The sequence below is a fragment of the Symbiopectobacterium purcellii genome, assembly GCF_019797845.1.
GTDB classification, from domain to species: Bacteria; Pseudomonadota; Gammaproteobacteria; order Enterobacterales; family Enterobacteriaceae; genus Symbiopectobacterium; species Symbiopectobacterium purcellii.
Map to the genome: position 1 here is coordinate 391,525 of NZ_CP081864.1, position 22,694 is coordinate 414,218.

The window sequence follows — 22,694 nt, forward strand, 5'->3', positions numbered from 1 at the left end:
CTGTCAGGCCAGCGTTGAGGCCGTTGTAATACAAGGCGTCTTTGTCCCAGACGTTGTTTAAAGAGGATAGTAAGTACATGGCGCTGGTGATTCAGAATCTCTATAAAAGTTTTGACGGCCACGTAGCGCTCGATCGCATTAACTTGTCGATTGAGAATGCGGAGTTTGTTTGTTTACTCGGGCCCAGTGGCTGTGGGAAAACCACGCTACTGTGGATTATCGCCGGATTGCTTAGCAGCGATGGCGGAAAAATCAGTCTGGATGGCCGCGATTTGATTAACGTGCCCGCCCGCGATCGCGGGTTTGGCATTGTGTTCCAGTCTTACTCATTGTTCCCGCACATGACCATTGCGCAAAACATCGGTTATGGGTTGAAAATTCGTCACACGCCGGAGGCGGAGATTCGCGATCGCGTCAATAGCCTGTTGGACACGGTGCGCCTTGGCGGATTTGGCGATCGTTATCCTAATCAGCTTTCCGGCGGTCAGCAGCAGCGTGTGGCGATAGCGCGCGCGTTAGCCGTCAATCCGTCGTTGCTGTTACTGGATGAGCCGCTTTCCGCACTGGATGCGCGCGTACGTGCCGGATTGCGCCAGGAGCTGCGTGAAGTCCAACAACGGTTAGGCATTCCCACGCTGATGGTGACTCACGATCAGGAAGAAGCCATGAGCATGGCCGATAAAATCGTCTGTATGCAGGGCGGTCTGATCGTGCAGGAAGGTACGCCGCGCGAGCTTTATACTGCACCGCGCACCCGCTTTGTGGCTGAATTTATGGGGCACAGCAACCTGTTGCCCAAGGCGACGGTCCAGCAGTGGATGCCGGAACTGTTGCAGACCTCTGCGCCAGAGAATGCCGAACTGTTTATCCGCCCTGAACGCATCGCCATGGCGAAAGCGCCTGATGCCGAGGGGCAGGTGGTGAGTACCAGCTTTTTGGTTAGCATTCAGCGGGTTGAAGTGCTGTGGAAATCACACCCGTTGCTGGTGGAAACCAGCAGTGCCCTCAACTGGTCGGTGGGCGATCGCGTTACGCTCTCCATTGCTGCGCAAGATTGCGCCTGGGTGCAAGCATGAGTTATTCACTTCTTCCGCCGCAAACGGCGGCTGACCGCTGGTTATCCCGCCTCTGCCTCTATCTGCCGCTGGCCGCATTGCTGACGTTTTTTGGCGCGCCGATGCTCAGCATTTTGTGGCACAGCCTGCTCGACGATCGCAGCGGCACCTTTGGTGTGTCGAACTATCTGGCGCTGATGAACGCGCCGGGCGTCTGGCGTGCGATGTGGAACAGTCTGGTGCTGGGTGTCGTTACCACGCTGGTGACGCTGGTACTGGGGTTTATCGTCGCGTATGGGCTGGAATGCACCGCTATGCCGGCCAAACGCTTTATCGTCTTTGCCACGTCGCTGCCGGTATTGGCGCCATCGTTGGTGCTCGGTCTCGGGCTGATTTTTCTGCTCGGTCGTAACGGCATTGTGGGGAACCTGCTCGGCGTGCGCCTCAATATCTACGGTTTTTGGGGATTACTGATCGCCAACGTGCTGTATGCCTTGCCGCAGGCTATCTTGATCATTCGCGTCACGCTGCGCCAAAGCGATACACGACAGTATGAGGCGGCGAATGTGCTGGGTGCCAAGGACTGGCGGCAGTTTCTGGACATCACCCTGCCGGGCGTGCGCTACGGCATTTTGAGTGCGGCCTTTGTGGTGTTTACCATCACCATCACCGATTTTGGTAATGCGGTGGTGATTGGCGGTGATTTCTCGGTGTTGGCGACGGAGATTTACAGTCAGGTCAGCGGGCAAATGAAGTTTGGCATGGGGGCCGTGGTCGGGATTCTGTTACTGCTACCTGCAGCGGCATCCATCTGGATCGAGCGTGCCGCTTCGCGTCGCCAGAAAACCATTGGCACGTCATCCGCCATCCCGCATGTTCCTCAACCATTGCAACGCCGCGATATTCCGTTTTATCTGGTGAATATGACCATTGCACTGTTGATTGTGACAGTTATTGCCACGGTGGTGATTGCCAGCATGATTCGCCTGTGGCCTTATCGCTTGGATTTGACGCTTAAGCATTACAACATCGATCTTGCCGGGGGGGATGCACCGCTCTGGACATCCATCTGGATCTCGGCGTTAGCGGCGGTGATTGGCACGCTGCTGCTGTTTTTGCTGACGTTTGGCATTCGTCGCCAGCCGGGGAAAAGCGCGGATTTTGCCGCGTTGCTCAGCGCACTGCCCGTGGGCGTACCGGGGCTGGTGCTCGGGCTATCGTATGTGTTCACGTTCAACACCGCCGATCTGCCGTGGGGGATGTTGTATGGCTCGGCGATTCTGGTGGCGCTGTGTAACTACTACCATTATCACACGCAAGGGTATACCACGATGATGATGGGGATGCGCAATGTGCCTAACGCCATGGAGGATGCCACCACCGTGCTGGGCGGCGGCGTGGTGCGTATCCTGCGCGATGTGTATTTGCCTGCCATGCGACTGACCCTGATCTCTGTCGCCATGTTCCTGTTTATGCGCTCCATGGTCACGCTCTCTGCGGTGATTTTTCTGGTGACGCCGTCGCTACCGCTCGGAGCGGTAACCGTGATGCGCCTGGATGAAGCGGGTTTCACCTCGCAGGCAGCGGCTTTTTCTACGTGCATCATGGGGATTGTCGCTATAATGGCGCTGCTGCTTCATCTCTTGACGGGGAAACGCCAATGACCGCCGTTTACGCCTTTACGCCAGAGAATCACTATTCATGCTAGAAGAGACTCGCTTACACCGTATTCGCGCGCTGCTGTCCACGTTGAATCGTGTCAGTACGGAAAAAATCATCCAGCATCTCGGTGTCTCGCGAGAGACGGTGCGGCGCGACATTCTGAAGCTCGAATCCATGGGCGTGTTACGCCGCGTCCACGGCGGGATTGTCGCGACATCGCTGGAGCCTGAACCGCCGCTGTCGGTGCGCAATGCGGTGCGTGAAAAAGAGAAGCAGGATATTGCCCGTGCCGCGGTGCAGCAGCTTAGCGCTGGGCAAACGCTGTTTATTGACGCGGGCAGCACCACGGCGCTGTTGGCCGATGAGCTGCTGTCGATGCCGGGCATGACGGTGATAACCAATAGCCTGAGTGTTGCGCTGAAGCTGACCACGGCGGAATCGACGATGCACCATGAGGTGATTCTGTTGGGTGGCCATATGGGGCCGTCCATGCAGGCCACCAGCGGTGATTTGACGGTGAGCGAGATCCAGCGCTACCGCGCTGACGTTGCGCTGTTGTCACCGGTGGGGATCACCAGCGCTTCGGGCGCCAGCAGTTTTGCGCACCATGAAGCTGCCATTGCCCGTGCCATGGTCAAGAATGCCAAAACGCGTATTATCTTGGCGGACAACAGCAAGATAGGGGTTACTAGTCGAGTGATTTACGCGACACCGCAGGAAATCGATATCATCATTACCGATGCCAGTGCGGCCGCGAAACCTGAATGGGAACTGCTTCTGGCGCAGTGTGCCCACGCCATCGTGACGTAACCAGCAACGGTTTACGCCGTCGCTGGCACTTCAGCGTGTTGCAGTGCTTCTCCCAATGCTTGTCTGTGAGCCAGTAACGTCTGGCTGGTGCGATCGCGCGGGTAGGGCAGCGAAATGGGCAATAGCGCGCTGATACGCCCCGGTCTGGGCGACATCACCACCACGCTGTCGGCCAGAAAGACCGCCTCTTCCACGTCATGAGTTACCAGCAGAATGGTCAGCGTGGTATGACGCCGGATCTCGGCCAGCCGATGCTGTAGCTGCTGTTTGGTCATGGCATCGAGCGCACCAAACGGCTCGTCGAGCAACAGTATTTTGGGGCGCGAGGCTAACCCGCGCGCGATGGCCACGCGCTGCGCCATGCCGCCTGACAACTGATGTGGCCAGGCATTGGCAAAGTCTTCTAATCCCATGATCTCAAGATAGTGCGCAATCTGCTGTTCGGATTGTGCGGCGGAAAGGGGCAGGTTAATCATCCCCAGACGAATATTTTCCTTCACACTTAACCACGGGAACAGCCGTGGCTCTTGAAACACCAGACTGACGTCAGGATGAATGCCCGCCAGCGGTTGCCCATCAATGGTAATTGAACCTTGCTGCGCCTGCTCCAGCCCGGCGGCCAGCCGCAATAATGTCGATTTGCCACAGCCACTGCTGCCGATAATGGCGACCAGTTCGCCGGGTGCCAACGACAGCGAGACATCCTGCAACACCGTGAAGGGCTGATGTTGTACGGTAAATTGCTTGGTAATGTGATGAAATTGCAAAGGCATGACGTCTCCTTAATGTCGGTTACTGGAAGCGCCAGGCGGTCAGGCGACGTTCAGCGAAGGTGATCAGGCGGGAAAACAGTGCGGCGACCAGCGCGATCAACACCACGCCAGCAATAATCCGATCGGATGCCAGCAATTGTTGAGCACGAATCATCATGCCCCCCAACCCCGCACCAGACGGAATGAAATCTTCAGCACCAATTGCGCCTGTCCAGGCGTGCATCAGCGCCAGCCGCAGGCCGGAGAACACCGGTGGCATCACCGAAGGCAGCACCAACTTGCTTAAGGTGCGGTGCGGAGAAAGACGTAACACATACGCGGCTTCACGCAGCGTTGGCGGTAATTGCGCAATCCCCTGACGCGTGGCAAGTAGTAGCGGAAAGAAGGCCGCGACAGCCACGAACACCACCTTGGCGGTGTCATCCAGCCCGAACCAGGCGGTGATCAGCGGCAGCCAGGCGAAGAGCGCTACGCTGCGCACGGCGGAAAGTACCGGGCTGAATAGCCGATCGGCGAGTGGCAAACCGCCGAGCAAGGCTCCAGCACCGATGCCAAGCAGGCTGCCGAGCAGAAATCCTTGCAGCGCGTGTGTCAGGCTGGCAAGCAGATCGGTGCGCAAATCCCCCTGGGTTAATCCCTCCACCAACGTCTCAACCACGTGCTGTGGTGCTGGCAGAAAGGCGGTGTTAAACCAGGCAAGCTGGCTGCCCATGCTCCACAACAGCAATAGCGTTAGCGGCGCATACCAGGGCGTTAACGAGGTGAAGGCGACACTGGGGCTTAGGCTGTCTCGCCCTAACACCGGCGCGGGCCAGTGAATCCAGCGCTGCTCCAGCCTGAGCAGCAACCGTTCCCCCAAATACCCACACAGGCCGATAATCAGAATGCAGACAAACACAAAATCCAACATAAACAGTTGGCGGCTTTGTACCAGCAGGTAACCCAGCCCTTCACTCGAGGCGAGCAGTTCGACGGCAATCAGCGACACCCAGCCCTGCGAGAATGCCAGCCGGACGCCGGTCATGACGTAAGGCAACATCGTCGGGATAATCAGACGACGTAAAAATAGCGTGGGAGGAAGACGCAGGCTGCGTGCCATCTCATACAGCTTTTGCGGTGTTTGTTGAATGCCAGCACAGGTGTAGAGCGTGACCGGAACGGTGATGGATTTGATCAATATCGCCAGCTTTAGCGCTTCTCCGATACCCAGCAGCAGCATCAACAGCGGGATCCAGGCCAGCGTAGGAATTTGCGCCACCACGGTGAACAGCGGCATAAACAGCGAATGACTGCGGCGGTGTAAACCGAACAGGCAACCCAACAGCAGACCGCACAGGATGCCGCCACCAAGGCCGATAAACAAGCGTGCCAGGCTGATGGGCAACTGGTGTAGCAACTCTTCAGGGATAAAGGTTAATGCGCCGCTGGCAACGGTCAGCGGAGAGGGCAGGATCTGTTCTGACATCCACTGATGACGGCTGGCCAGCCACCACACGGCGAGCAGCAGCAACGGGACCAGCCAGGCGCTGTAACCGGCGTCGGAAAAGCGGTACGGCAGGGGGGAAACCGCCCCTGTCCGTGGCGCCTGTTGAGGGATCATCATGCTGGCGTTCCGCGTGGGTTATTTCTGGGTCAACAGGGAAAGGCGCGTAATCCCTGCCTGCTCCACATCGGCCAACAACGCGGCAACCTCGCCGTAGTTGGCCTCTTTGTCTGCCTGCACCTGTACCACCAGATTGGCATTATTTGCTTTGGCCTGTTGCAAGTGGGCAGCCAACCGATCGCGTGGGAAAGGATCTTTATTGATAAACAACTGCTGCTGGGCATCAATGCTGATCACCAAGGGATCGGTTCGCTCGGCAGGCGCGACGGCCGCGGTTTTTGGTAACTGCACCGGAATCGCGTTGGTCAACATCGGTGCCGTGACGATAAACACCACCAAGAGCACCAGCATCACGTCTACCAGCGGGGTAATGTTCATTTCACTCATCATGTCGTCATCACTACGAGAGGCGAAAGCCATATCACACCACCTCCCTGATGTTTTTTACACTATAAGGCGTCGCGGATTGTGGTGTTACCTGAAAGTCGTGCGCCTGCAACAGGCTGAAAATATCGTGGGCGAAATCATCCATGTCTGCTATCGCCAGTTTCAAACGCCGCAAAAAATAGTTATAAATCAATACCGCAGGAACGGCGACGGCAATACCAATGCCGGTTGCAATCAGGGCATTACCGATGGGGCCCGCAACGGTATCCAGACTGGCTGAGCCAGACAGCCCAATTTGTTGTAGCGCTGCCATGATGCCCCACACTGTGCCGAACAGGCCGATAAACGGCGATGTGGTACCGACACTGGCCAGCACGGCAAGTCCGGTTTCCAACGTGCGGCGCTCGCGTTGGATCTGCTGTTGCAATGCGCGTTCTACGCGATCGGGCAGATGAAGCCCGGGTGTGAGTTTACCGTTTACGGGTTGTGGCGCTTGCAGAGCGGCTTGGGCGAGGTTCGCGAACGCGCCGGTTTCAGCAATACTGTGGCTCAGCGAGTGGCTCAGATCGTCCTGTTGCCAAAAAAGGGCACGAAATTGCCGAGCGCGCCGTTGTAAACGGCGGTATTGCAGTAGTTTTAGTACACCGAGCGTCCAGGTCAGCACGGAGAACAGCAGTAACAGCAGAATAACGCCCCCTTCAGGGGAAAGGAGTTCTACGTGTCCGAAAGTCATAACCACTACCTCATGAATTAAGCGAAAAATCGACGGGAACCACTACCCAACCGCTGACAGCCTGGCTACCGCGCCGTGCTGGAACAAAGGACCAGCGCAGCACCGTGTCTCGGGCGGCGTTGTCCAGTGCCGGATAGCCGCTGGATTTTTGGATAGTTAATGTTTGTACCTTGCCATCGGGGCGTACCTGAACATTCAGCAATACCGTGCCTTCCTGACCGCGACTGATCGCCACGTCAGGGTAAGGTGGTGGAGGGTTGCGCAGGTAATCGGCGTTAGCCAGCGGTGGCGTCAGGGGCGCGTCCTGTGCCGCGTTGACGGTGGGCGCAGCTGTGGCGCTGGGGGCGTTATTGGCCGATGCGACAGGCTCCTGCCGCACGGGCCGCGGTGTGGGTTTACGCTTGGCCGGTGCGGCTTTGTTGACGGGCGGCGGCGTTTTCTTTTCCGGCGGTGCGGGAGTAACCGCATTGTCATCCACCGGTTTTACCGTTTCCTTTGGCTCTGGTTGCGCCACCGCTTCAGGTAACACGGCCTCTTCCGGGGGCGCCGTTTCTGCGACACTGGGCGGCGTCTCTACAGGGGGTGCCGCTGCCACCAACTCCACGCTCACGGGTTGTGGCTGTGCAGGCACAGTAACCGGCATATCCACAGCGCGTGCCAGCAGCGTCAGCACAATCGCATGTAGCGTCACAATGAGGATGACGGCCAATACGCGCTCCGGCGTCGAACTGTGCAGTATCGCCAGCCGTTGCAAGCGGAACCCTGCCAGAGAGGGCGATGTCAACGCTGTCTGAGCAACGTCATAAGAATACGGGCCGACATTATTTTCGGCATACACGAGTTGCGTCATGAATAATGACTCCTGACCGCGTTAATTTATCTATAGTCCGATTTTTCTCGCTCACTCATTAATGTCAAAGCATGTATTTGCATATGGATATGCATTAATGCGTTTATTTACAAGGCGCGTTATTTTCTCGGGGCTATTTATTACCCATGCAGCGTAAGGGAAATAATTGCGTTATCGCTAATGCATTCTTGGCATAGTTTTATTTCACACGTTGCATACCGGATGAAAGCCGCCGTGTCGCCTGATTTATCTGATTAACTAACATAGAAATGCGTTTTTTGTATTAGTCAGTTTATTTGTCAGCGTTTACATCTGACAGGGAAATAATGTGATGCGATAGCGCGTTGTTCTATTCACTGCGGCGCTGTCGCCGCGACAGATAGGGAAAATACCATAACGTTTGATGCAATGTTTCATGACAAGAAACGTTATGCGGGAAATGACAACCAGCGGATATATAAATATGACAAAACGAGGAAGAACGTGGGCATTGGCAGGGCTGCTGGCATTTGGGCTGGCAGCCGTAAGTGACGCATTGGCGCTGACTGAGATCCGCATTGCCGCGCCCGATATTGGCGCAGGTAGCAAACCCAGCGGCGGCGGATTACTGGATGTGATTCATAGTCAACAATTGCTGGAACATGAATTTGCCAAGGACGGTATTACAGTGCGCTGGACCTTTATCAAAGGCGCTGGCCCCATTATCAATGAAGCCTTTGGTAACCATCAGGTCGATGTGGCGTATCTGGGGGATCTGGCCAGTATCATAGGCCGCGCACGTGGGCTGGATACGCGTGTGATCGCGGTAGCATCGCGCGGCATTAACCACTATCTGGCGGTTGCCAAAGGCTCTGGCATCACGCAACTTGCCGATCTTAAAGGGAAACGTGTCGGCCTGTTTCGCGGTACTGCCGCTGAGCTGTCGTTTGTGAACGCACTGGATTCACAGGGGGTAAAACCCGCCGATATCAAAATCATTAACCTGGATTTTGCCGCGGCCAGTGCGGCGTTGGCGGCCGGACAAATTGATGCCACCTGGGGCGGCAGCAACACGCTCTCTCTGCGCGACAAGGGGCTGGCGGATATTCCGCTCTCAACGCGAGACTTGCAAGGGGCTGGGCAATTAAGTGGTTTTGTGCTGGCGGATGGCGCTTTCGCCAATGCGAATCCGGAGATCATCAAACGCTTTGTGAAGGTGCAGCGAGAAGCGGCGGCTTGGGCCAGCGATGATAAAAACAAAGACGCGTTCATTGGTCTGCTGGCGACCCAATCTGGCTATCCGGAAAATATTCTGCGTGTGGAGTGGGATACCTTGCCCCCGTTATCAGAGCGGCTGTCTCCTGAGTTGGATGCCCCCTATGTGGCGAAATTGAAAAAAGCGGTGGAGCTGGCCTATGAAACGCGCCTGATTCGCCAACCTTTTGATGTGGATAGCTGGCTGGATAAACGTCACCTGCAAGCCACGCCCTGATTCTTTCGTTTCCTCATTCTTCTATTACGCCCTTATTGCCGTGGCATTCACGGCAATAGGCACCCTTTTGTCTGTGCGGAGTCACACATGATGTTTACCAAGAAGTCGCTATGGCTACACCCGGCATTAATCGGTTGCGCGCTGGCGGTTCCCGTTAACGCGTTCGCGGCTGACAGCGACACGCCCGAACCCGCCACCACCACTCCCGCCCCTGCCTCGGCGGTTCAGCTCAAGCGCGTAACGGTCAATGCGCGCCGGGCTCAGTCGCAGCCCCCTGCTACGCTGGCCTCGGTGATCGACGGTCAAACGTTGGAGCAGGAGCGGCTGTATCGCTTTGAAGATTTGTCGCAACTGGTCACTGGCTTGGATATTGATGCGGTGGATGCCATGGATACCACTGTCACCATTCGCGGCATTGGCGATGGCGGCGAGAGCGGCACCAATATCGGGATGCCGGGCAGCGTGGGCGTATTTCTTGATGGCGTCTATCTGTCGCGTCCGGGGGCGGTCTCCAACGATTTGCTGGATATCGACAACATTCGCGTCCTGAAAGGGGCGCAGGGTTTGGTTTCAACACCACTGGCGGTGCCATCGATATCCACACCCGTAAACCCACCTTTAAACCAGAATACGCGCTGGAGCAGTCAGTGGGACAGCGCGGCTATTTACAGTCGAGATTGATGGCATCTGGCCCGCTGAGCGAGCATTGGGCGGGCAGGCTTAACCTGTCGCGCACCGAGCGTGACGGGTTTGTCACCAATGTGCTCAATGGCAATAAGCTCGGTGGCAGCACGCGAAACGGGGTACGGGGTCAACTGTTATACCAGCCAAGTGACGCGTTTAGCCTGCGAATCACCGGCGATTACAGTGATATCAAAGAAAACCCGGTGATGACGCTGATCGACAGCTACTCGGTAGGCGGGAGCGATCCTTTCCGTACCAAGGCGGACAGTCTGGGAATTAATACCATCAAAGGGCGGCAGGTGGCGCTTGATGATGAAAGCGAAAGCCATGTAGCACAAGGCGGTGGCTCTGTTGAAGCCAACTGGACGCTAAAGAGTGGTTACACACTGAATTCGCTCTCTTCGCTGCGCTATTTCCGCGTATTGCCGCAATCTGCCGATGCATTTCTAACCGCCTGCCTTCCGGCATGTTGAGTTTTAACTGGTTTGCCGCACCGAACGTCACGCCTTATCTGACGTTGGCGTATGGCGAAAAATCGGGTGGATTGAACGTCTCGTCCGGGGCGGCAAAAGCGTTGGGTATCGATTCTCTGTACGTTAAACCGGAGAAGACCCGCTCGGCGGAGCTTGGGGTGAAAACCAACTGGTTGCAGCGCAAAGTGGAATGGAATACCGCGCTGTTCTGGAGCGTGGTGGAAGATTTCCAGACCAACGCTTATGACGTGGAAACGGATACCAGCTACCTGATTAACGCTGGTAAATTCCGCTCTCGCGGTGGAGAAACGCAGCTGACGTTGCGCCCGCTTGATGGGTTAAGCATCAGCATGGCGGGGACGTTGCTCGATGCTCGCTATCTCACCTTTAACAACGCCCGTTGCCCGGCAGAGGTGACGCTGGTGTCGGGTGCGCCGGCATCGTGCGATCTGTCTGGTCAACGCGTGTTTAAATCACCGCGTTTCAGCTACAACTCGCGCATACGCTATGACTGGCAAACGGCCAATAATCTGGATGCTTTTGTCTCTGGTCAGTGGTCATGGCGCGACTGGTCTTACGGTACCGTGAACAACTCTGCTTTCTCGCGCATTCCGGCCTACGGCATTCTCAATCTCTCCACGGGGATCAGCGGGAAGCAGGGGGATAACCGCTGGCGCGTCTCGCTGTGGCTGAAAAATGCCTTGGATGAAACCTATTACCGCACGGTGAGAAACGGCGATTACAGTTCGGCCTATGGGGTATTGGGTGAGCCGCGTACCTTTGGTGTCACCTTTGGCTATGACTTCAAGGGTTGATGATATGCGTCATTTCTCTTTCTCCCGCCGCCGCTTTCTGCGCGATGGCACGTTGTTGGCGCTGTCCGCGCCGCTCTGGTCACAGGCGCTGGCACAGCCATCGCGCGGCGACAGCGCGATACACGGCGTAACGCCCGTCAGCCTGCGCTGGCTTGATGGGGAGGTGCCTGCGGCGTTTGCGGGGGTAACCTGGGGGGTTCCCTGGCCGCAAGGCCAGGTAGCCAGCGACAGTGGTTTCCAATTGCGCGATGCACAGCAGCGCGACTATCCCCTGCAAAGCTGGGTGTTGGCACGCTGGCCGGACGGTTCGCTGAAATGGTCCGCGCACGCGTTGGGGGGCGAACAGCCTCCGGGCATCGGTTTGGCCCTGCGCCCCGTGTCTGCCATAACGGCGGATCTATCGCACGGCGTCAGCGAAGACGACACCGACTGGACGGTAGATACCGGACGTATCCGCTGCCGCATTGCGCGCTCCGGCCGCTATCTGATCGATGACGTATGGCAAGGGGATCGATTGGCCTTAACGCGTGCGCGGTTAGTGCTGCGCGTGCAGCAGGGCGATGAAGAGGCAGACACGCTGGCGCGACACACGTACCACAGCCAGATCGACCGCGTGGAGGTTGAACAAAAAGGCTCACAGCGAACGGTGATCGCGCTGTGGGGGCACCATCAACAGCCAGGCGCAAACCGCATTCCCTTCGTTATTCGCCTGTACGCCTATGCTGGCTCGGCTTCGCTGCGTGTGGTGCATACGTTGATCTACGATCTCGATGAGGCACGACAACAGTTGGCGGGGATTGGGTTGGCGTTTGATGTCCCCTTGGCGGGCGAGTTGCACGATCGTCACGTGCGTTTTGTCTCGGCAGACGGTGGCGTCTTTGCTGAAGCGGTGCGTGGCCTGAGTGGATTACGCCGCGATCCCGGTGCGGGGGCGATAGCGGCTCAGCGTAACGGTAACGCTACGCCACCGGTGGCGGCATTTTCCCCTGAAGTAGGAAAGCGGTTGGCCTATATCCCAGCGTTTGGTTGCTATCGTCTGACGCAGCATCACCCCGATGGGTTTCAGATTCACAAACGCACGTCAGCAGGGCAGGGCTGGGTGTTGGCGGCGACCGGTGGACGTGCGGCGGGCGTTGGGTATCTGGGCACGCCGCAGGGTGGCATTGCCTTTGGCGTTCGCCATTTTTGGCAAAGCTATCCCGCGAGTTTAGCGCTGGACGATGCCCACCGAGACAGCGCCACCGTGACCCTGTGGCTCTGGTATCCCTGGGCGGAACCGATGGAGATGCGCGGTTACCACGATGTATTAGGCCAGGAGAATACGGCAGAGCAGTTGGAGGGGTTAGCGATCACCTATGAGGATTACGAGCCGGGGTTCTCCACGCCACAAGGTATTGCTCGCACTAGCGAGCTGTTTATCGATGTGCTGTCCGCCACGCCGGATAACGCCCATTTAGCGCGTCTGGCGCAAAGAATGCAGCAACCGCCGTTGCTGGTGGCACTGCCTGAGGATCTGGCGCGTGCGCGTGCCTTCGGCCCACTGTGGTCACCGGCCAGAGGGGATACGCCACAGCGTAAACAGCTAGAGGGGCAGCTCGCCTGGTATTTCGAACGCTACCAGCAGGAGGTTGAACAGCGCAAATGGTACGGCTTCTGGGATTTCGGCGATGTGATGCACACCTATGATAGCGATCGCCATGTGTGGCGTTATGACGTGGGCGGTTACGCCTGGGATAACTCAGAACTCAGTACCGATCTCTGGTTGTGGTACTACTTTTTGCACAGCGGACGCGCTGATGTATTTCGTATGGCGGAGGCGATGACGCGTCACACCGGCGAGGTGGATGTTTACCATCAGGGACGTTTCTCCCCGCTGGGCTCCCGCCACAACGTGCGCCACTGGGGGGACAGTGCCAAACAGTTGCGCATTTCGACCGTCGCCAATCGCCGTTTTCTCTATTACCTGACGGCGGATGAACGCATCGGTGAACTGCTGGATGAACAGGTTGACGGTGCGCAAGCGTTGGCTACGGTTTTGCCTGGACGCAAAATCGGTCAGGTTGCACCAACCGACCCGCACGGGGTCAATTTGGCTTTTGGTACGGACTGGGGTGCAGTAGCAGCTGCCTGGCTCACGGCCTGGGAGCGCCACGGCGATTCGGCTCAACGTGAACGTCTGCTTAACAGTATGCAAACCCTTGCACGCCAGCCACACGGTTTTTTTACCGGCAGCGCCGATTTCGATCCCCGTAGCGGACGTTTTCAGCCTGCACCAGCGGAACAGATTGGTATTTCTCATTTGAGCGCCGTGTTTGGTCTGACGGAGATTTGTAGTGAGCTGCTCGATCTGCTGCCCGATCCTGATTTCGCCCGCGCCTGGCTGGACTATTGCCGACTGTATAACGATCCCGCCGCGCTAAGCGCGTTTATCGGTAAGCGAGTGAAAAAAAACAATCTGGCGCAGGGCCATGCCCGGCTGACCGCGTTTGCGGCACACCGTTTAGACGATGCGTCACTGGCGCAGCGCGCCTGGCGAGAATTTAGCGGCGGGGATGGTGGCCTGGTTGCTGCCGCGGGTCGCCTGCGTCACCTCACTCCTCCTGACGTATTAGCGCCGATTGACGAAGTCGCCTTCGACGACGGTGCGCCGCTATCAACCAACGCGGTAGCACAGTGGGGGCTGGCGGCGATCGCGCTACTGGCTCTGCTGGATGAGATTCCCCCTTCACTTTGAGCCTGCCGGATGGGCAGCCAAGACAGGACAACACACTATGACGGATTCAAACTGTACCGACACAACGATACTGGCCTCGCCGGCGGCACAGGTATCAGAAGAGGAGCATAATCCTCATCATTTTTCGCTGCGCTGGTCGCAGGATGCGCAGGGCGAACCGCTCATCTGGCGGGGTGAACAAGAAGATCCGCAGCATACACACCTCACGCTGAGCGATGACGCACTGGCGTTTGAGAGTGCTGCGGGTCTGACGCTGTGGTTAGATAAACCGCTGGTGGGGAATTATCGTATCGCCTTTACCCGTGAAGTGCGTCTGGCGGGGGGGGCTTACGATCGGTTGTCAGACGTTAACCAGTTTTGGTCAGCGCGAGATCCGCAACGCAGCGATCTTTTTACCCGACGCGGGCAGTTGAATGAGTATGACAACCTGGCGCTGTATTATGTTGGGATGGGCGGTAACTGGAACAGTACCACCCGTTTTCGCTACTACAACGGACAGGGCGATCGTGCATTGCTCGGGTAATACACCGATGCTTCACACCTGCTGCAACCCGGCAGGCAATATCGCATTGTGATTGAAGTGGCGCGGGGAGAGACCCGCTTCTGGGTAGACAACACCCTTTACTTCAGTGCTCGCCTGTCTGCATCCCCTCAAGCGGGTTATTTTGGCTTGCGTACCGTGTTTTCACACCAGATTATTCGGGACTTCACCCTCACTTGCGGGTAACACACCCGCTACCCCGTGCAGGTCTTTGTCGACCTGCACAAAGGTATCGATCAGCTTACGCGTCAGCGGTGACAAGCGGGCATCGGCAAGTGACACAATGCCATAGTGGGTATAAAACGCTTCGCTGTTGTCATCAAGGCCAGCAATCTTCAGCATATGCAGCCCTTGCTGTGCCGACGTGTGACCGTGATTGGTGGTGCCAATCGCATCCGAATGACGGATAGCTTCCAGCAGACTGTAGCCGTTTTCACATTCAATATTGGTGCGGATGTCCTGTTTGCCGCTCAGTTCAACTAGCGCCCGATGTAAATTGGGCGGGCGAATGGTGGCTGCCAGCGGATAAGCAAACAACTGTTCGACGCTTATCTCTTCAAAGGCGGCCAGCGGATGCCCCTCGCGACAGCAGAAACCCCAGCGGTGCTTGCTCAATGGCTGCACCCGGTAGCGGGTGTCAAATTCATAGTTGCGGGTGTCGGCGACAATAAAGCTCAGCGTTTCCGCCATCAGTCGCTCGCCGAGTGCCTGCCAGTTATCCACGCGAAACACCATGCGTACCTTGGGATAGTCGTGGGAGAAGCGGCCAATCACCTGCGGCATCAACCAGGCGGCGGGAGCAGGACCGCAGCCAAAATGCACTTCTCCTGCTTCTTTTTCGTTGAATTGCTGAATATCGTTGAACAGATCCTGGGTTTGGTTAATCAGTCGACGCGCATGATCCAACACCACACGCCCTTTGGGGGTGGGTTGCAATGGGTTGTTGCGATCGATCAGCCGTGCACCGAACGCATGTTCCAGTGATTGGATGCTGCGGCTGAACGCCGATTGGGAAAGCTTCATCGCCTGCGCTGCCGCAGTGAAATTGCGATGCTCAATCAAGGCGATAAAATGCCGTAACTGGCGGAGATCGATATTCATATCAGCAGGATGATTCCGAGCAGAAAAACGGACAATACTGCGCACGCTAACAGTATCCTGCGGTAAAAAAAAAGAATAAATCCCTTCGAGATATAGCGCGCAGTTATAAAAAAGACAGGCGGCTACCCCTCTGGGAGTAATAATAAAAAACGCTTTTGAATTTGAGGGATATATGTTCATGATAGCGCTAATCCCTTGTTAATCAGCAGGAGTAGCGAGCTATGTCAGTGTCGGCAAGAAATCAACTTTCTGGTGTGGTAGCGTCGGTAACGGAAGGCGCGGTCAATAATGAAGTGGTTCTGACGTTGGACGGAGGGGAAACCCTGACCACCGTGATCACCCGTGCCAGCAGCAATACGCTGGGTCTGGTGCCGGGTAAAGCGGCGATTGCACTGGTCAAGGCTCCCTGGGTGATTCTGGCTTCGGCCAACAGCGGCCTGGTGTTCTCCGCGCGTAACCAATTCCGTGGCAAAGTGACCTCTGTTATTCCCGGCGCGGTCAACTCGACCATTCATTTGGTCACCGGCAGCGGGCTGGTGTTGACCTCGACTATCACCAATGAAAGTGTGGCAGAGATGCAGGTCAGCGTGGGCAGTGAGCTGATTGCCCTGATTAAGGCCTCCAGCGTTATTTTAGCGACCAAAGCCTGACAACGCCGCGTTCGGTATGCCACTACGGCATACCGGCTATTCGCGCTCTGGGCCGAGGGTGATGATTCTATCGGCGCTGGCGAGAGTCGATTCTCGATGCGCAATGATGATTCGGGTAATGTTCATCTGCCTGATGGCCAGATTGACAGCGGCTTCACTCTCTTTGTCCAGCGCGCTGGTGGCCTCATCCAGAAAGAGAACGCCCGGTTTGCGATAGAGCGCGCGAGCGATAAACAGGCGCTGTTTCTGCCCTCCAGAAAGCCCTTCGCCCAGTTCCCCGATCAGGGTTTCATAGCCCATTGGCAATGCCATGATGGTATCGTGAATGTAGCTGGCTCTGGCGCACTCCATCATCCAGGCATCATCGATCTCTTGCTCAAAACCGCAGATGTTCTCGCGTATCGAGGCGCTGAACAGCCGATCTTCTTGTAATACGCACCCGATCATTTTGCGGTAGTTGTTCACTCCGATGTGTTGAATATCGTTACCGTCGATCAGGACTTTGCCGGATTCCGGAGTGAACAGTCCGCACAGCACTTTCATCAGCGTGGTTTTTCCCACACCGGAGGGGCCCGCGATCGCCACGCTTTCCCCTGGCGCGATAGTGATGTTCAAATCGCAGAATACCGGGGCAGAAAAGCTGTCGTAACGAAAGCTCAACGCATGAGTGGTTAATGAGAGTGGGCGCATGTCAACTTGCGCACTGATGGTGGGCATGATGGTTTCTTGTTCATTCAGTGCGATGTCGCTGATGCGCTCGTTGTGCAGGCCCATCATGCGCAGTTGCAGAATAAACGCGACCAGCGAAGCAATACGGTCAGAAAATTGGCTGCGAAACGCCGAGAACGCAACAAACATCCCAAGGGTCATCTGATTATCGATAACCAGATCGATACCGAACCACAGGATCACCACTTGATCGCAGGCGGCGATAAAGGTGTTTACGCCGCCGAAGAACAGATCCAGTCGGGTGATGCGGATGCCAGTATTGAGGGTGTCGACTTGCAGATTCAGCCAGTGGGTGTGCCGTCGTTCGCCCATGCCTTGCATCTTGATGGTGGCAATGCCGTACAGCGTCTCCATAAAATAGGAGTTGGCACGTGCGCTCCTGACCAGCGCCTCTTCAGACAACTGCCGATAGTAGCTGTAAGTGGCAAAACGGGTCAGGATATAGACAAGGGTGAAACCGACCACCAACAGTGTCAGGTGGCCGCCATACAGCCACATCATGATCAGCACTCCCACCACCATGATGCTATCCATGATGGCACCGACCACGCTGGCGGTGAAGGTGGCTCGCAGCGTGTCGAGAGAGCCAAAGCGTGAGTGAATGTCTCCCAATTTACGCTTTTCGAAATAATCCAGCGGCAAGTGCATCAGGTGCATAAAGAGGCCTGATTGCCATTGCACGTTGATCAGCGTTCCCATCACCAATGATGACCAGGCACGAACCATGCTGATGGCGGCCCGTAGCAGAATAAAAAAAACCAGCGCAAGACAGATCAGGCTCAATAATCCGCGATCGGCTGCGGGAAGCGCATGATCCATCACCAGTTGTGTGCCAACCGGAATAATAAGCGTAATGGCTTCGATGACCAGAGAAAGGCAAAAGATCTTGAACAGTGCCCCTTTGATCCCGTGCACGCTGCGGATCAACTGCCATGCACTCAGGCGTTTTGTGATCTTTTCTGCCTTGAACTCGCTGCCCGGCCATACCTCCAATGCGACGCCGGTAAAACAGCGTGCTATCTCAGCTAACTCAACGGTACGACGCCCCTGTGCCGGATCGTGCACCACAAAGCGGTTATGCGTGGCGCTGACCAGCACAACAAAATGGTTGAAGTTCCAGTGCAGGATACAAGGGGTTTTCAGCGCTTCAAGCTCGTGCAACTCCATCGACAGCGCACGCGTTGTCATCCCCAACTGTGCGGCGAAGTCGTTTAATCCGGCAAGCGTGGTGCCACGGCTGGAGAGCCGAAACTGTTGGCGCAGGGCATTCAGATCGATATTTTTACCGTAGTAGCTACAAATCATCGCCAGACAAGCCAGCCCACATTCGGCTGATTCGGTCTGGTGCAGCATCGGGAGTCGGCGTCGCAACCCCAGATCCAATTGGTCGATAATGCTTTTGCGCCAGCGGTTATTCATGAACCGGCCCCGTGGCGCTGTGTTTCATGTCGTAAAACGGCGCCAGCATCCACTGATATATTTTCCGTTTTTCGAGAAACAATGTGGTTTGCGCTTTCATCCCGTTTTCCAGATGGAGGATTTTCCCGTTGTAAGGGATCGTTTGTTTGTCCGGCCTGACCAATACCTTGTAATAGGGAATCGCGGCGGCACGGTCAGTCGGTGCACCCTGATAGGTTTGCATTTCCTGTTGTGAGGCGGGGGCTTTTGAGATCAGTTGCACTGTGCCGGAGAATTGGCCAAATTTTTCAGCAGGAAAGGCCTCGTAGCGTATATTGACGTTGTCGTTGATGGCGATGTAAGGCACGGCATCGTTAGGCACCCAGATCACTAAGTAGAACGCGGAGAAGGTATCCGGCATGATTTGCAGAAGACTATCGCCCACGTTAATCATTTGCCCCACGCTAACGCTTAAGGAGTCTATTTTTCCGCTGGATAACGCACGAATAATAATTTCACCTTCTGCATCCGCATTCACCCGTTCCTTTTGTAATTCATAGCGTTGTAATTCCATATGATAAATTCGATTATCAAACTCGGCTTCCTGCGTACGCAGTTCGCTTTCCAGTCCGGTAATTTTTAATGCATTTTGTTCATTCTGAGTGTTTAAGCTAAGCAGGTTATTCTGTTGCTGATAATAAAGTGCTACTTGATTGATTAACTGATCCTTGTTAATTAATCCTTTCATCTGATAATGGCGATAATTCTCCATGTTGGTTTTCATGATGCTTATACCTTCTTCAGCGCGTGTCAAAATGGCAGAAGAGCGTTCAAGAGCATCACTGTATTGTTTTTTTTGTTTATTCAATGCCTCTAATGTGGATGATTTACTCTTTTCAATACGTGAAATGATATTATCGATACGCACCAGTTGGTTTTCTATGTCTTTACGGTGGTTATCACTGACAACGCCACTGCGGGTACTTTTACTCACATCAATACGATAGAGTGGATCGTTTTTTTTAATTTCTTGCCCTTCGGTAACATATTTCTTCACAACAAACCCCTGTACACCTGAATAAATACTTACGGGGCGAGGGTGTGTGCTAATTTCTCCACCGACATTGACGCGTCGGGTGTAAGTGCCAAAAGTGACAAAGAGTATAAAAGAGAATAGAAAAAACAGGCAAACCAGCGCGGTGAACCAAGGTGATGTGCCAGGGAGTAACAGGGCTTTTCCCTGCCATGGCATTTTTCTGTGTCCTAACGCTTCCTTGCGAAACACGCATACCTCTCTGCATATTATTTATAGCTAATACAGGGGTTAAACTTTCGAAAAACGCACATGCTTTAATATAGGGCGCGCTATAGCATAGTTAATCCCCTTCTGATGTCAATGTTATGGGGGTGAAATTCAATTTTTTATCAAATCAGTGGTTGGTTTAATAAATAAAGAAAGAAAAAATAAAACCACCTTTAGTGAAATTCTGACAGGATGGGATAAGTGAAGTTAGAACGAATAAAAACGTAAATAAAGATATATTGGATTTACTCATACCCTTGTGCATATATCGATTCCTACTCATCAGATTTGGAGCGAAAAATGTTATCAGGTATTTTTTCTCCAGTGTGGTTTTCAGTAATGTCCTATGCTATTTTTTTGCGCAAGAGAGAAACAAAAAAACATTTTGTTCATATTTCATTTATTGTATTTGTGTCCTGCTTTAATGGTTTTCTTTACCCCTTATTCATAGATTTTATGAACGATAAAGACATTCATTTTTCTTTGGCAACAAGTCTGGTTTCTTCATTGGTATCCATTGTTTTAAATATGATAATTTTCTTTTTAGTTATATTAAACAGGAGGTCGTATGAGAGAAATTGACGAAAGTATGTTGATACATGTCTCGGGTGCAGGGAATGACCAAGCAAGCAGTAATAAAGAATTGCTTAACACGCTGGGAGAAAATATGGCGTGGGGGGCCGGGTTTGGCGCTGTGGGCGGTATCGCAGGCGCTGCGGGCGGTGCTGTGAGTGGTGCAGTACAAACCGTTGTGCAGGAAGCGGTTAAACACGGCCCGGTCAGTGTGCCGATCCCCGTGGTGCCGATGGGGCCGACCTGGAACGGCAGTGGCGGTGGTGCGTCACCCTGTGCGCTGGATAAAGAACTGGCAATCGCGCGTCCTCAATCGTGTTAAGTTTGTTAGTGGTATAACATTTATCACAGGATGAATGATGAATGTGCAGAAGGGCAGCATTTTTGCTGCCCTTCTGTCGTTGCGCCAACGATTATTCTGCTGAATCTTCCGGATCCGGTTCGAGCACATGATACGCCACGGCGCAGAACAGCGAGTTCAGACGGCGAATATCCCCCAGCAGCCCCATATGCAGCGAGCTGGTTTCCAGACTCTGCGGATTTTGTTGATGTAAACGTTCAACGTGCGCATGGGAGTAGCGTCTTCCCAGCAGAATCAAACGGTGCTTGGCTCGGCGCAGGCGTTTGGCGTTGGTCATGTCTCCGGTGAGAAACACCGACATCGCCAGCGAGAGTGAACTGGTGAGGCGTTGATGCAGTGCCAGCAGTTCCTCCATACCTTCGGAGGATAAGGAGAGTCGGGCATCCAGCGCCTTGTTGGTGAACGACGATGAGATATGTTCGAGGATGCCGCCTGCTTGTTTCAGGTTTAACGCCGTGTCGATCACTTCCGCCCAACGGCGCGAATCTTCCTCGCCCAAATCGTCTTGACGAATTTGTGCCAGATAGAGCTTGATGGCGCTGTGAAGCATGTCAGCCTCTTCATCAAGGCGACTGATCTCGCGTTTTTGCTCTCTGTCGCCCAATAACACCAGGCGAAAACGTTCCAGCATTTGTGCCACTACGTCGCCCAGTCGCAGCGTTTCACGAACCGCATTGGCGAGAGCAAGTGAAGGGGTATCCAGCGCGCTGTTGTCGAGATAGCGCGGTGCGGCGGTGGCGTTATTCATATCTTCATGGGGCACCAAACGGCGGCATAGACGCGCCATGCTGGTCACCAGCGGCAGCATCAGCAGGCAGCGCAGCAGGTTATAGACGACATGAAAATAGATAACGGCTTCGTCAAAAGCGATGTGCGTGTTGCCTATCCACTGTGCTAGCGGTGTCAGCCAAGGCAAAATCAACACGCAGCCGATAATCTTGAACAACATGCTGCCAAGTACCAATTGTCGCGCGCTGGCACTTTGTCCGCGTCCTCCGAGTATCGCCAGCACACCGCTACCGAGATTAGCGCCAATCACAATACACAGTGCCATTTTCAGCGGAAGCAGCGCGGTCGCCGCCAGCGTCGCTGTCAGCAGCACGGTGGCAAGACTGGAATAGCTGACCATGGCGAACACCGCGCCAAGCAGCAGTGCCAACAGCGTATCATCAGAAATGGAGGTGAAAATCACCAGAATGGCGCTGGAGTGAGTGATAGGGGCCGCAGAGGCGACGATCAATTCCAGCGCCAGCAGGATCAATCCAAGACCGATGCCCACCCGCCCCAACTGGCCAACTCGGGTCTTGCGGTTAGAAAGAAATGCCACGATCCCGCTGAGCAACAGCAGGGGAGAAAGCCAGCCTAAGTCGAACGTCAGGATACGCGCCATGAGCGCAGTACCCACATCCGCCCCCAGTATAATCACCAATGCAGGGGAAAGCGCAATCAGTTGCTGCGACACAAAAGAGATTGCCAGCAGCGCAGTAGCGTTGCTGCTTTGCACCAGCGCCGTTACGCCGATCCCCGCCAGAAACGCCATGCTGGTGTTCTTGATGCTGGCACTCAATATACGGCGTAGGTTTGCGCCATAAACTCGCATAATACCCGTGCGTACGATATGGGTACCCCATACCAGCAATGCAACGGAAGAGAGCAAATGCAGCAGCGTCAACATAGTCTATCCTGATGAATATTGTGGTTGAAAACAAGCCATGCTGATTGATTATACCCGTCATACTTCAAGTTTCAGGTGTGTTGGCTGCGCTCACTCACCCGAATCACTTACTTTTGTAAGCTCATCGGGATTCACTCACTTGCTGCCTTCCTGAAACTTGAATTATTTAGGGTATATTCAGCAAGCCATACCGCGATATGCTAACGAAGTGTATCACATGTCCCGTGATTATTTTATTTTATTCTAAATAAGTGTGCAAAAAGCAGAATTAATCTCTGCTTGGGTAGGGTTTATTTAATCATTTTTGCTGATT

Annotated in this window: 16 protein-coding genes and 2 pseudogenes; 9 read left to right on the forward strand and 9 right to left on the reverse strand. The window is 54.8% G+C overall.

Annotated elements, in window-relative coordinates; genetic code table 11:
* Positions 1–77: 77 nt before the first annotated feature.
* The 3 genes from K6K13_RS01790 to K6K13_RS01800 are packed head-to-tail and all read left to right on the forward strand — an operon-like array spanning position 78 to position 3,527.
* The gene (locus K6K13_RS01790; protein ID WP_222159291.1) at positions 78–1,076 is read left to right on the forward strand and encodes an ABC transporter ATP-binding protein; all 999 of its coding nucleotides are present in this window, start codon (positions 78–80) and stop codon (positions 1,074–1,076) included.
* Positions 1,073–2,719: an ABC transporter permease subunit gene (locus tag K6K13_RS01795; RefSeq protein ID WP_222159292.1), complete on the forward strand. Its 1,647-nt coding sequence runs from the start codon at positions 1,073–1,075 to the stop codon at positions 2,717–2,719. The genes K6K13_RS01790 and K6K13_RS01795 overlap by 4 nt, the downstream gene beginning before the upstream one ends.
* 37 nt (positions 2,720–2,756) lie before the next feature.
* The gene (locus tag K6K13_RS01800; protein ID WP_222159293.1) at positions 2,757–3,527 is read left to right on the forward strand and encodes a DeoR/GlpR family DNA-binding transcription regulator; all 771 of its coding nucleotides are present in this window, start codon (positions 2,757–2,759) and stop codon (positions 3,525–3,527) included.
* Between the two features lie 11 nt (positions 3,528–3,538).
* On the opposite strand, the gene K6K13_RS01805 is transcribed toward K6K13_RS01800, so the two are convergent.
* The 5 genes from K6K13_RS01805 to K6K13_RS01825 are packed head-to-tail and all read right to left on the reverse strand — an operon-like array spanning position 3,539 to position 7,873.
* Positions 3,539–4,300 carry an ABC transporter ATP-binding protein gene (locus tag K6K13_RS01805; RefSeq protein WP_222159294.1) on the reverse strand — a complete coding sequence of 254 codons (762 nt, stop codon included), beginning with the start codon at positions 4,298–4,300 and terminating at the stop codon, positions 3,539–3,541.
* A gap of 19 nt (positions 4,301–4,319) precedes the next feature.
* Complete coding sequence (locus tag K6K13_RS01810) at positions 4,320–5,900, reverse strand: ABC transporter permease (protein ID WP_222160931.1); 1,581 nt, start codon at positions 5,898–5,900, stop codon at positions 4,320–4,322.
* A gap of 21 nt (positions 5,901–5,921) precedes the next feature.
* Positions 5,922–6,323, reverse strand: coding sequence for an ExbD/TolR family protein (locus K6K13_RS01815; RefSeq protein ID WP_222159295.1), 402 nt, complete (start codon positions 6,321–6,323; stop codon positions 5,922–5,924).
* A gap of 1 nt (position 6,324) precedes the next feature.
* Positions 6,325–7,023, reverse strand: coding sequence for a MotA/TolQ/ExbB proton channel family protein (locus K6K13_RS01820; RefSeq protein WP_222159296.1), 699 nt, complete (start codon positions 7,021–7,023; stop codon positions 6,325–6,327).
* 10 nt (positions 7,024–7,033) lie between these two features.
* Positions 7,034–7,873 carry an energy transducer TonB gene (locus tag K6K13_RS01825; protein WP_222159297.1) on the reverse strand — a complete coding sequence of 280 codons (840 nt, stop codon included), beginning with the start codon at positions 7,871–7,873 and terminating at the stop codon, positions 7,034–7,036.
* A 463-nt stretch (positions 7,874–8,336) separates the two neighbouring features.
* Here K6K13_RS01825 and K6K13_RS01830 point away from each other — a divergent pair, with 463 nt between their 5' ends.
* The 4 genes and pseudogenes from K6K13_RS01830 (at position 8,337) to K6K13_RS01845 (ending at position 14,777) form a co-directional block, all read left to right on the forward strand.
* Positions 8,337–9,344 carry an ABC transporter substrate-binding protein gene (locus K6K13_RS01830; RefSeq protein ID WP_222159298.1) on the forward strand — a complete coding sequence of 336 codons (1,008 nt, stop codon included), beginning with the start codon at positions 8,337–8,339 and terminating at the stop codon, positions 9,342–9,344.
* 87 nt (positions 9,345–9,431) lie between these two features.
* Positions 9,432–11,316: pseudogene (locus K6K13_RS01835) on the forward strand (TonB-dependent receptor).
* Positions 11,317–11,320: 4 nt separating this feature from the next.
* A complete protein-coding gene (locus tag K6K13_RS01840; RefSeq protein WP_222159299.1) occupies positions 11,321–14,050 on the forward strand; it encodes an exo-rhamnogalacturonan lyase family protein in 2,730 nt (909 codons plus the stop codon).
* Positions 14,051–14,087: 37 nt separating this feature from the next.
* Positions 14,088–14,777, forward strand: a pseudogene (locus tag K6K13_RS01845) (DUF6250 domain-containing protein).
* On the opposite strand, the gene K6K13_RS01850 reads toward K6K13_RS01845, so the two are convergent.
* Positions 14,736–15,692, reverse strand: coding sequence for a LysR family transcriptional regulator (locus tag K6K13_RS01850; protein ID WP_222159300.1), 957 nt, complete (start codon positions 15,690–15,692; stop codon positions 14,736–14,738). The pseudogene K6K13_RS01845 and the gene K6K13_RS01850 sit on opposite strands and share 42 nt — an antisense overlap.
* A gap of 221 nt (positions 15,693–15,913) precedes the next feature.
* Between K6K13_RS01850 and K6K13_RS01855 the strand changes: the two genes are divergently transcribed.
* Positions 15,914–16,342: a TOBE domain-containing protein gene (locus K6K13_RS01855; RefSeq protein ID WP_222159301.1), complete on the forward strand. Its 429-nt coding sequence runs from the start codon at positions 15,914–15,916 to the stop codon at positions 16,340–16,342.
* A gap of 36 nt (positions 16,343–16,378) precedes the next feature.
* Here the strand turns inward: K6K13_RS01855 and K6K13_RS01860 are convergent, their stop codons facing one another.
* Entirely contained in the window at positions 16,379–18,490 is a 2,112-nt protein-coding gene (locus K6K13_RS01860; protein WP_222159302.1) for a peptidase domain-containing ABC transporter, read from the reverse strand.
* Complete coding sequence (locus K6K13_RS01865; protein ID WP_222159303.1) at positions 18,483–19,754, reverse strand: HlyD family secretion protein; 1,272 nt, start codon at positions 19,752–19,754, stop codon at positions 18,483–18,485. Before K6K13_RS01865 ends, K6K13_RS01860 begins: the two co-directional genes overlap by 8 nt.
* A gap of 586 nt (positions 19,755–20,340) precedes the next feature.
* Between K6K13_RS01865 and K6K13_RS01870 the strand changes: the two genes are divergently transcribed.
* Positions 20,341–20,667 carry an E492 group microcin gene (locus K6K13_RS01870; protein ID WP_222159304.1) on the forward strand — a complete coding sequence of 109 codons (327 nt, stop codon included), beginning with the start codon at positions 20,341–20,343 and terminating at the stop codon, positions 20,665–20,667.
* A 91-nt stretch (positions 20,668–20,758) separates the two neighbouring features.
* Here the strand turns inward: K6K13_RS01870 and K6K13_RS01875 are convergent, their stop codons facing one another.
* Complete coding sequence (locus tag K6K13_RS01875) at positions 20,759–22,381, reverse strand: Na/Pi cotransporter family protein (protein WP_222159305.1); 1,623 nt, start codon at positions 22,379–22,381, stop codon at positions 20,759–20,761.
* Between the last annotated feature and the right edge of the window lie 313 nt (positions 22,382–22,694).

Coding starts and splice junctions, on each gene's coding strand:
- K6K13_RS01790 (WP_222159291.1), top strand. CDS start 78: ATGGCGCTGGTGATTCAGAATCTCTATAAAAGTTTTGACGGCCACGTA.
- K6K13_RS01795 (WP_222159292.1), top strand. CDS start 1,073: ATGAGTTATTCACTTCTTCCGCCGCAAACGGCGGCTGACCGCTGGTTA.
- K6K13_RS01800 (WP_222159293.1), top strand. CDS start 2,757: ATGCTAGAAGAGACTCGCTTACACCGTATTCGCGCGCTGCTGTCCACG.
- K6K13_RS01805 (WP_222159294.1), bottom strand. CDS start 4,300: ATGCCTTTGCAATTTCATCACATTACCAAGCAATTTACCGTACAACAT.
- K6K13_RS01810 (WP_222160931.1), bottom strand. CDS start 5,900: ATGATCCCTCAACAGGCGCCACGGACAGGGGCGGTTTCCCCCCTGCCG.
- K6K13_RS01815 (WP_222159295.1), bottom strand. CDS start 6,323: ATGGCTTTCGCCTCTCGTAGTGATGACGACATGATGAGTGAAATGAAC.
- K6K13_RS01820 (WP_222159296.1), bottom strand. CDS start 7,023: ATGACTTTCGGACACGTAGAACTCCTTTCCCCTGAAGGGGGCGTTATT.
- K6K13_RS01825 (WP_222159297.1), bottom strand. CDS start 7,873: ATGACGCAACTCGTGTATGCCGAAAATAATGTCGGCCCGTATTCTTAT.
- K6K13_RS01830 (WP_222159298.1), top strand. CDS start 8,337: ATGACAAAACGAGGAAGAACGTGGGCATTGGCAGGGCTGCTGGCATTT.
- K6K13_RS01840 (WP_222159299.1), top strand. CDS start 11,321: ATGCGTCATTTCTCTTTCTCCCGCCGCCGCTTTCTGCGCGATGGCACG.
- K6K13_RS01850 (WP_222159300.1), bottom strand. CDS start 15,692: ATGAATATCGATCTCCGCCAGTTACGGCATTTTATCGCCTTGATTGAG.
- K6K13_RS01855 (WP_222159301.1), top strand. CDS start 15,914: ATGTCAGTGTCGGCAAGAAATCAACTTTCTGGTGTGGTAGCGTCGGTA.
- K6K13_RS01860 (WP_222159302.1), bottom strand. CDS start 18,490: ATGAATAACCGCTGGCGCAAAAGCATTATCGACCAATTGGATCTGGGG.
- K6K13_RS01870 (WP_222159304.1), top strand. CDS start 20,341: ATGAGAGAAATTGACGAAAGTATGTTGATACATGTCTCGGGTGCAGGG.
- K6K13_RS01875 (WP_222159305.1), bottom strand. CDS start 22,381: ATGTTGACGCTGCTGCATTTGCTCTCTTCCGTTGCATTGCTGGTATGG.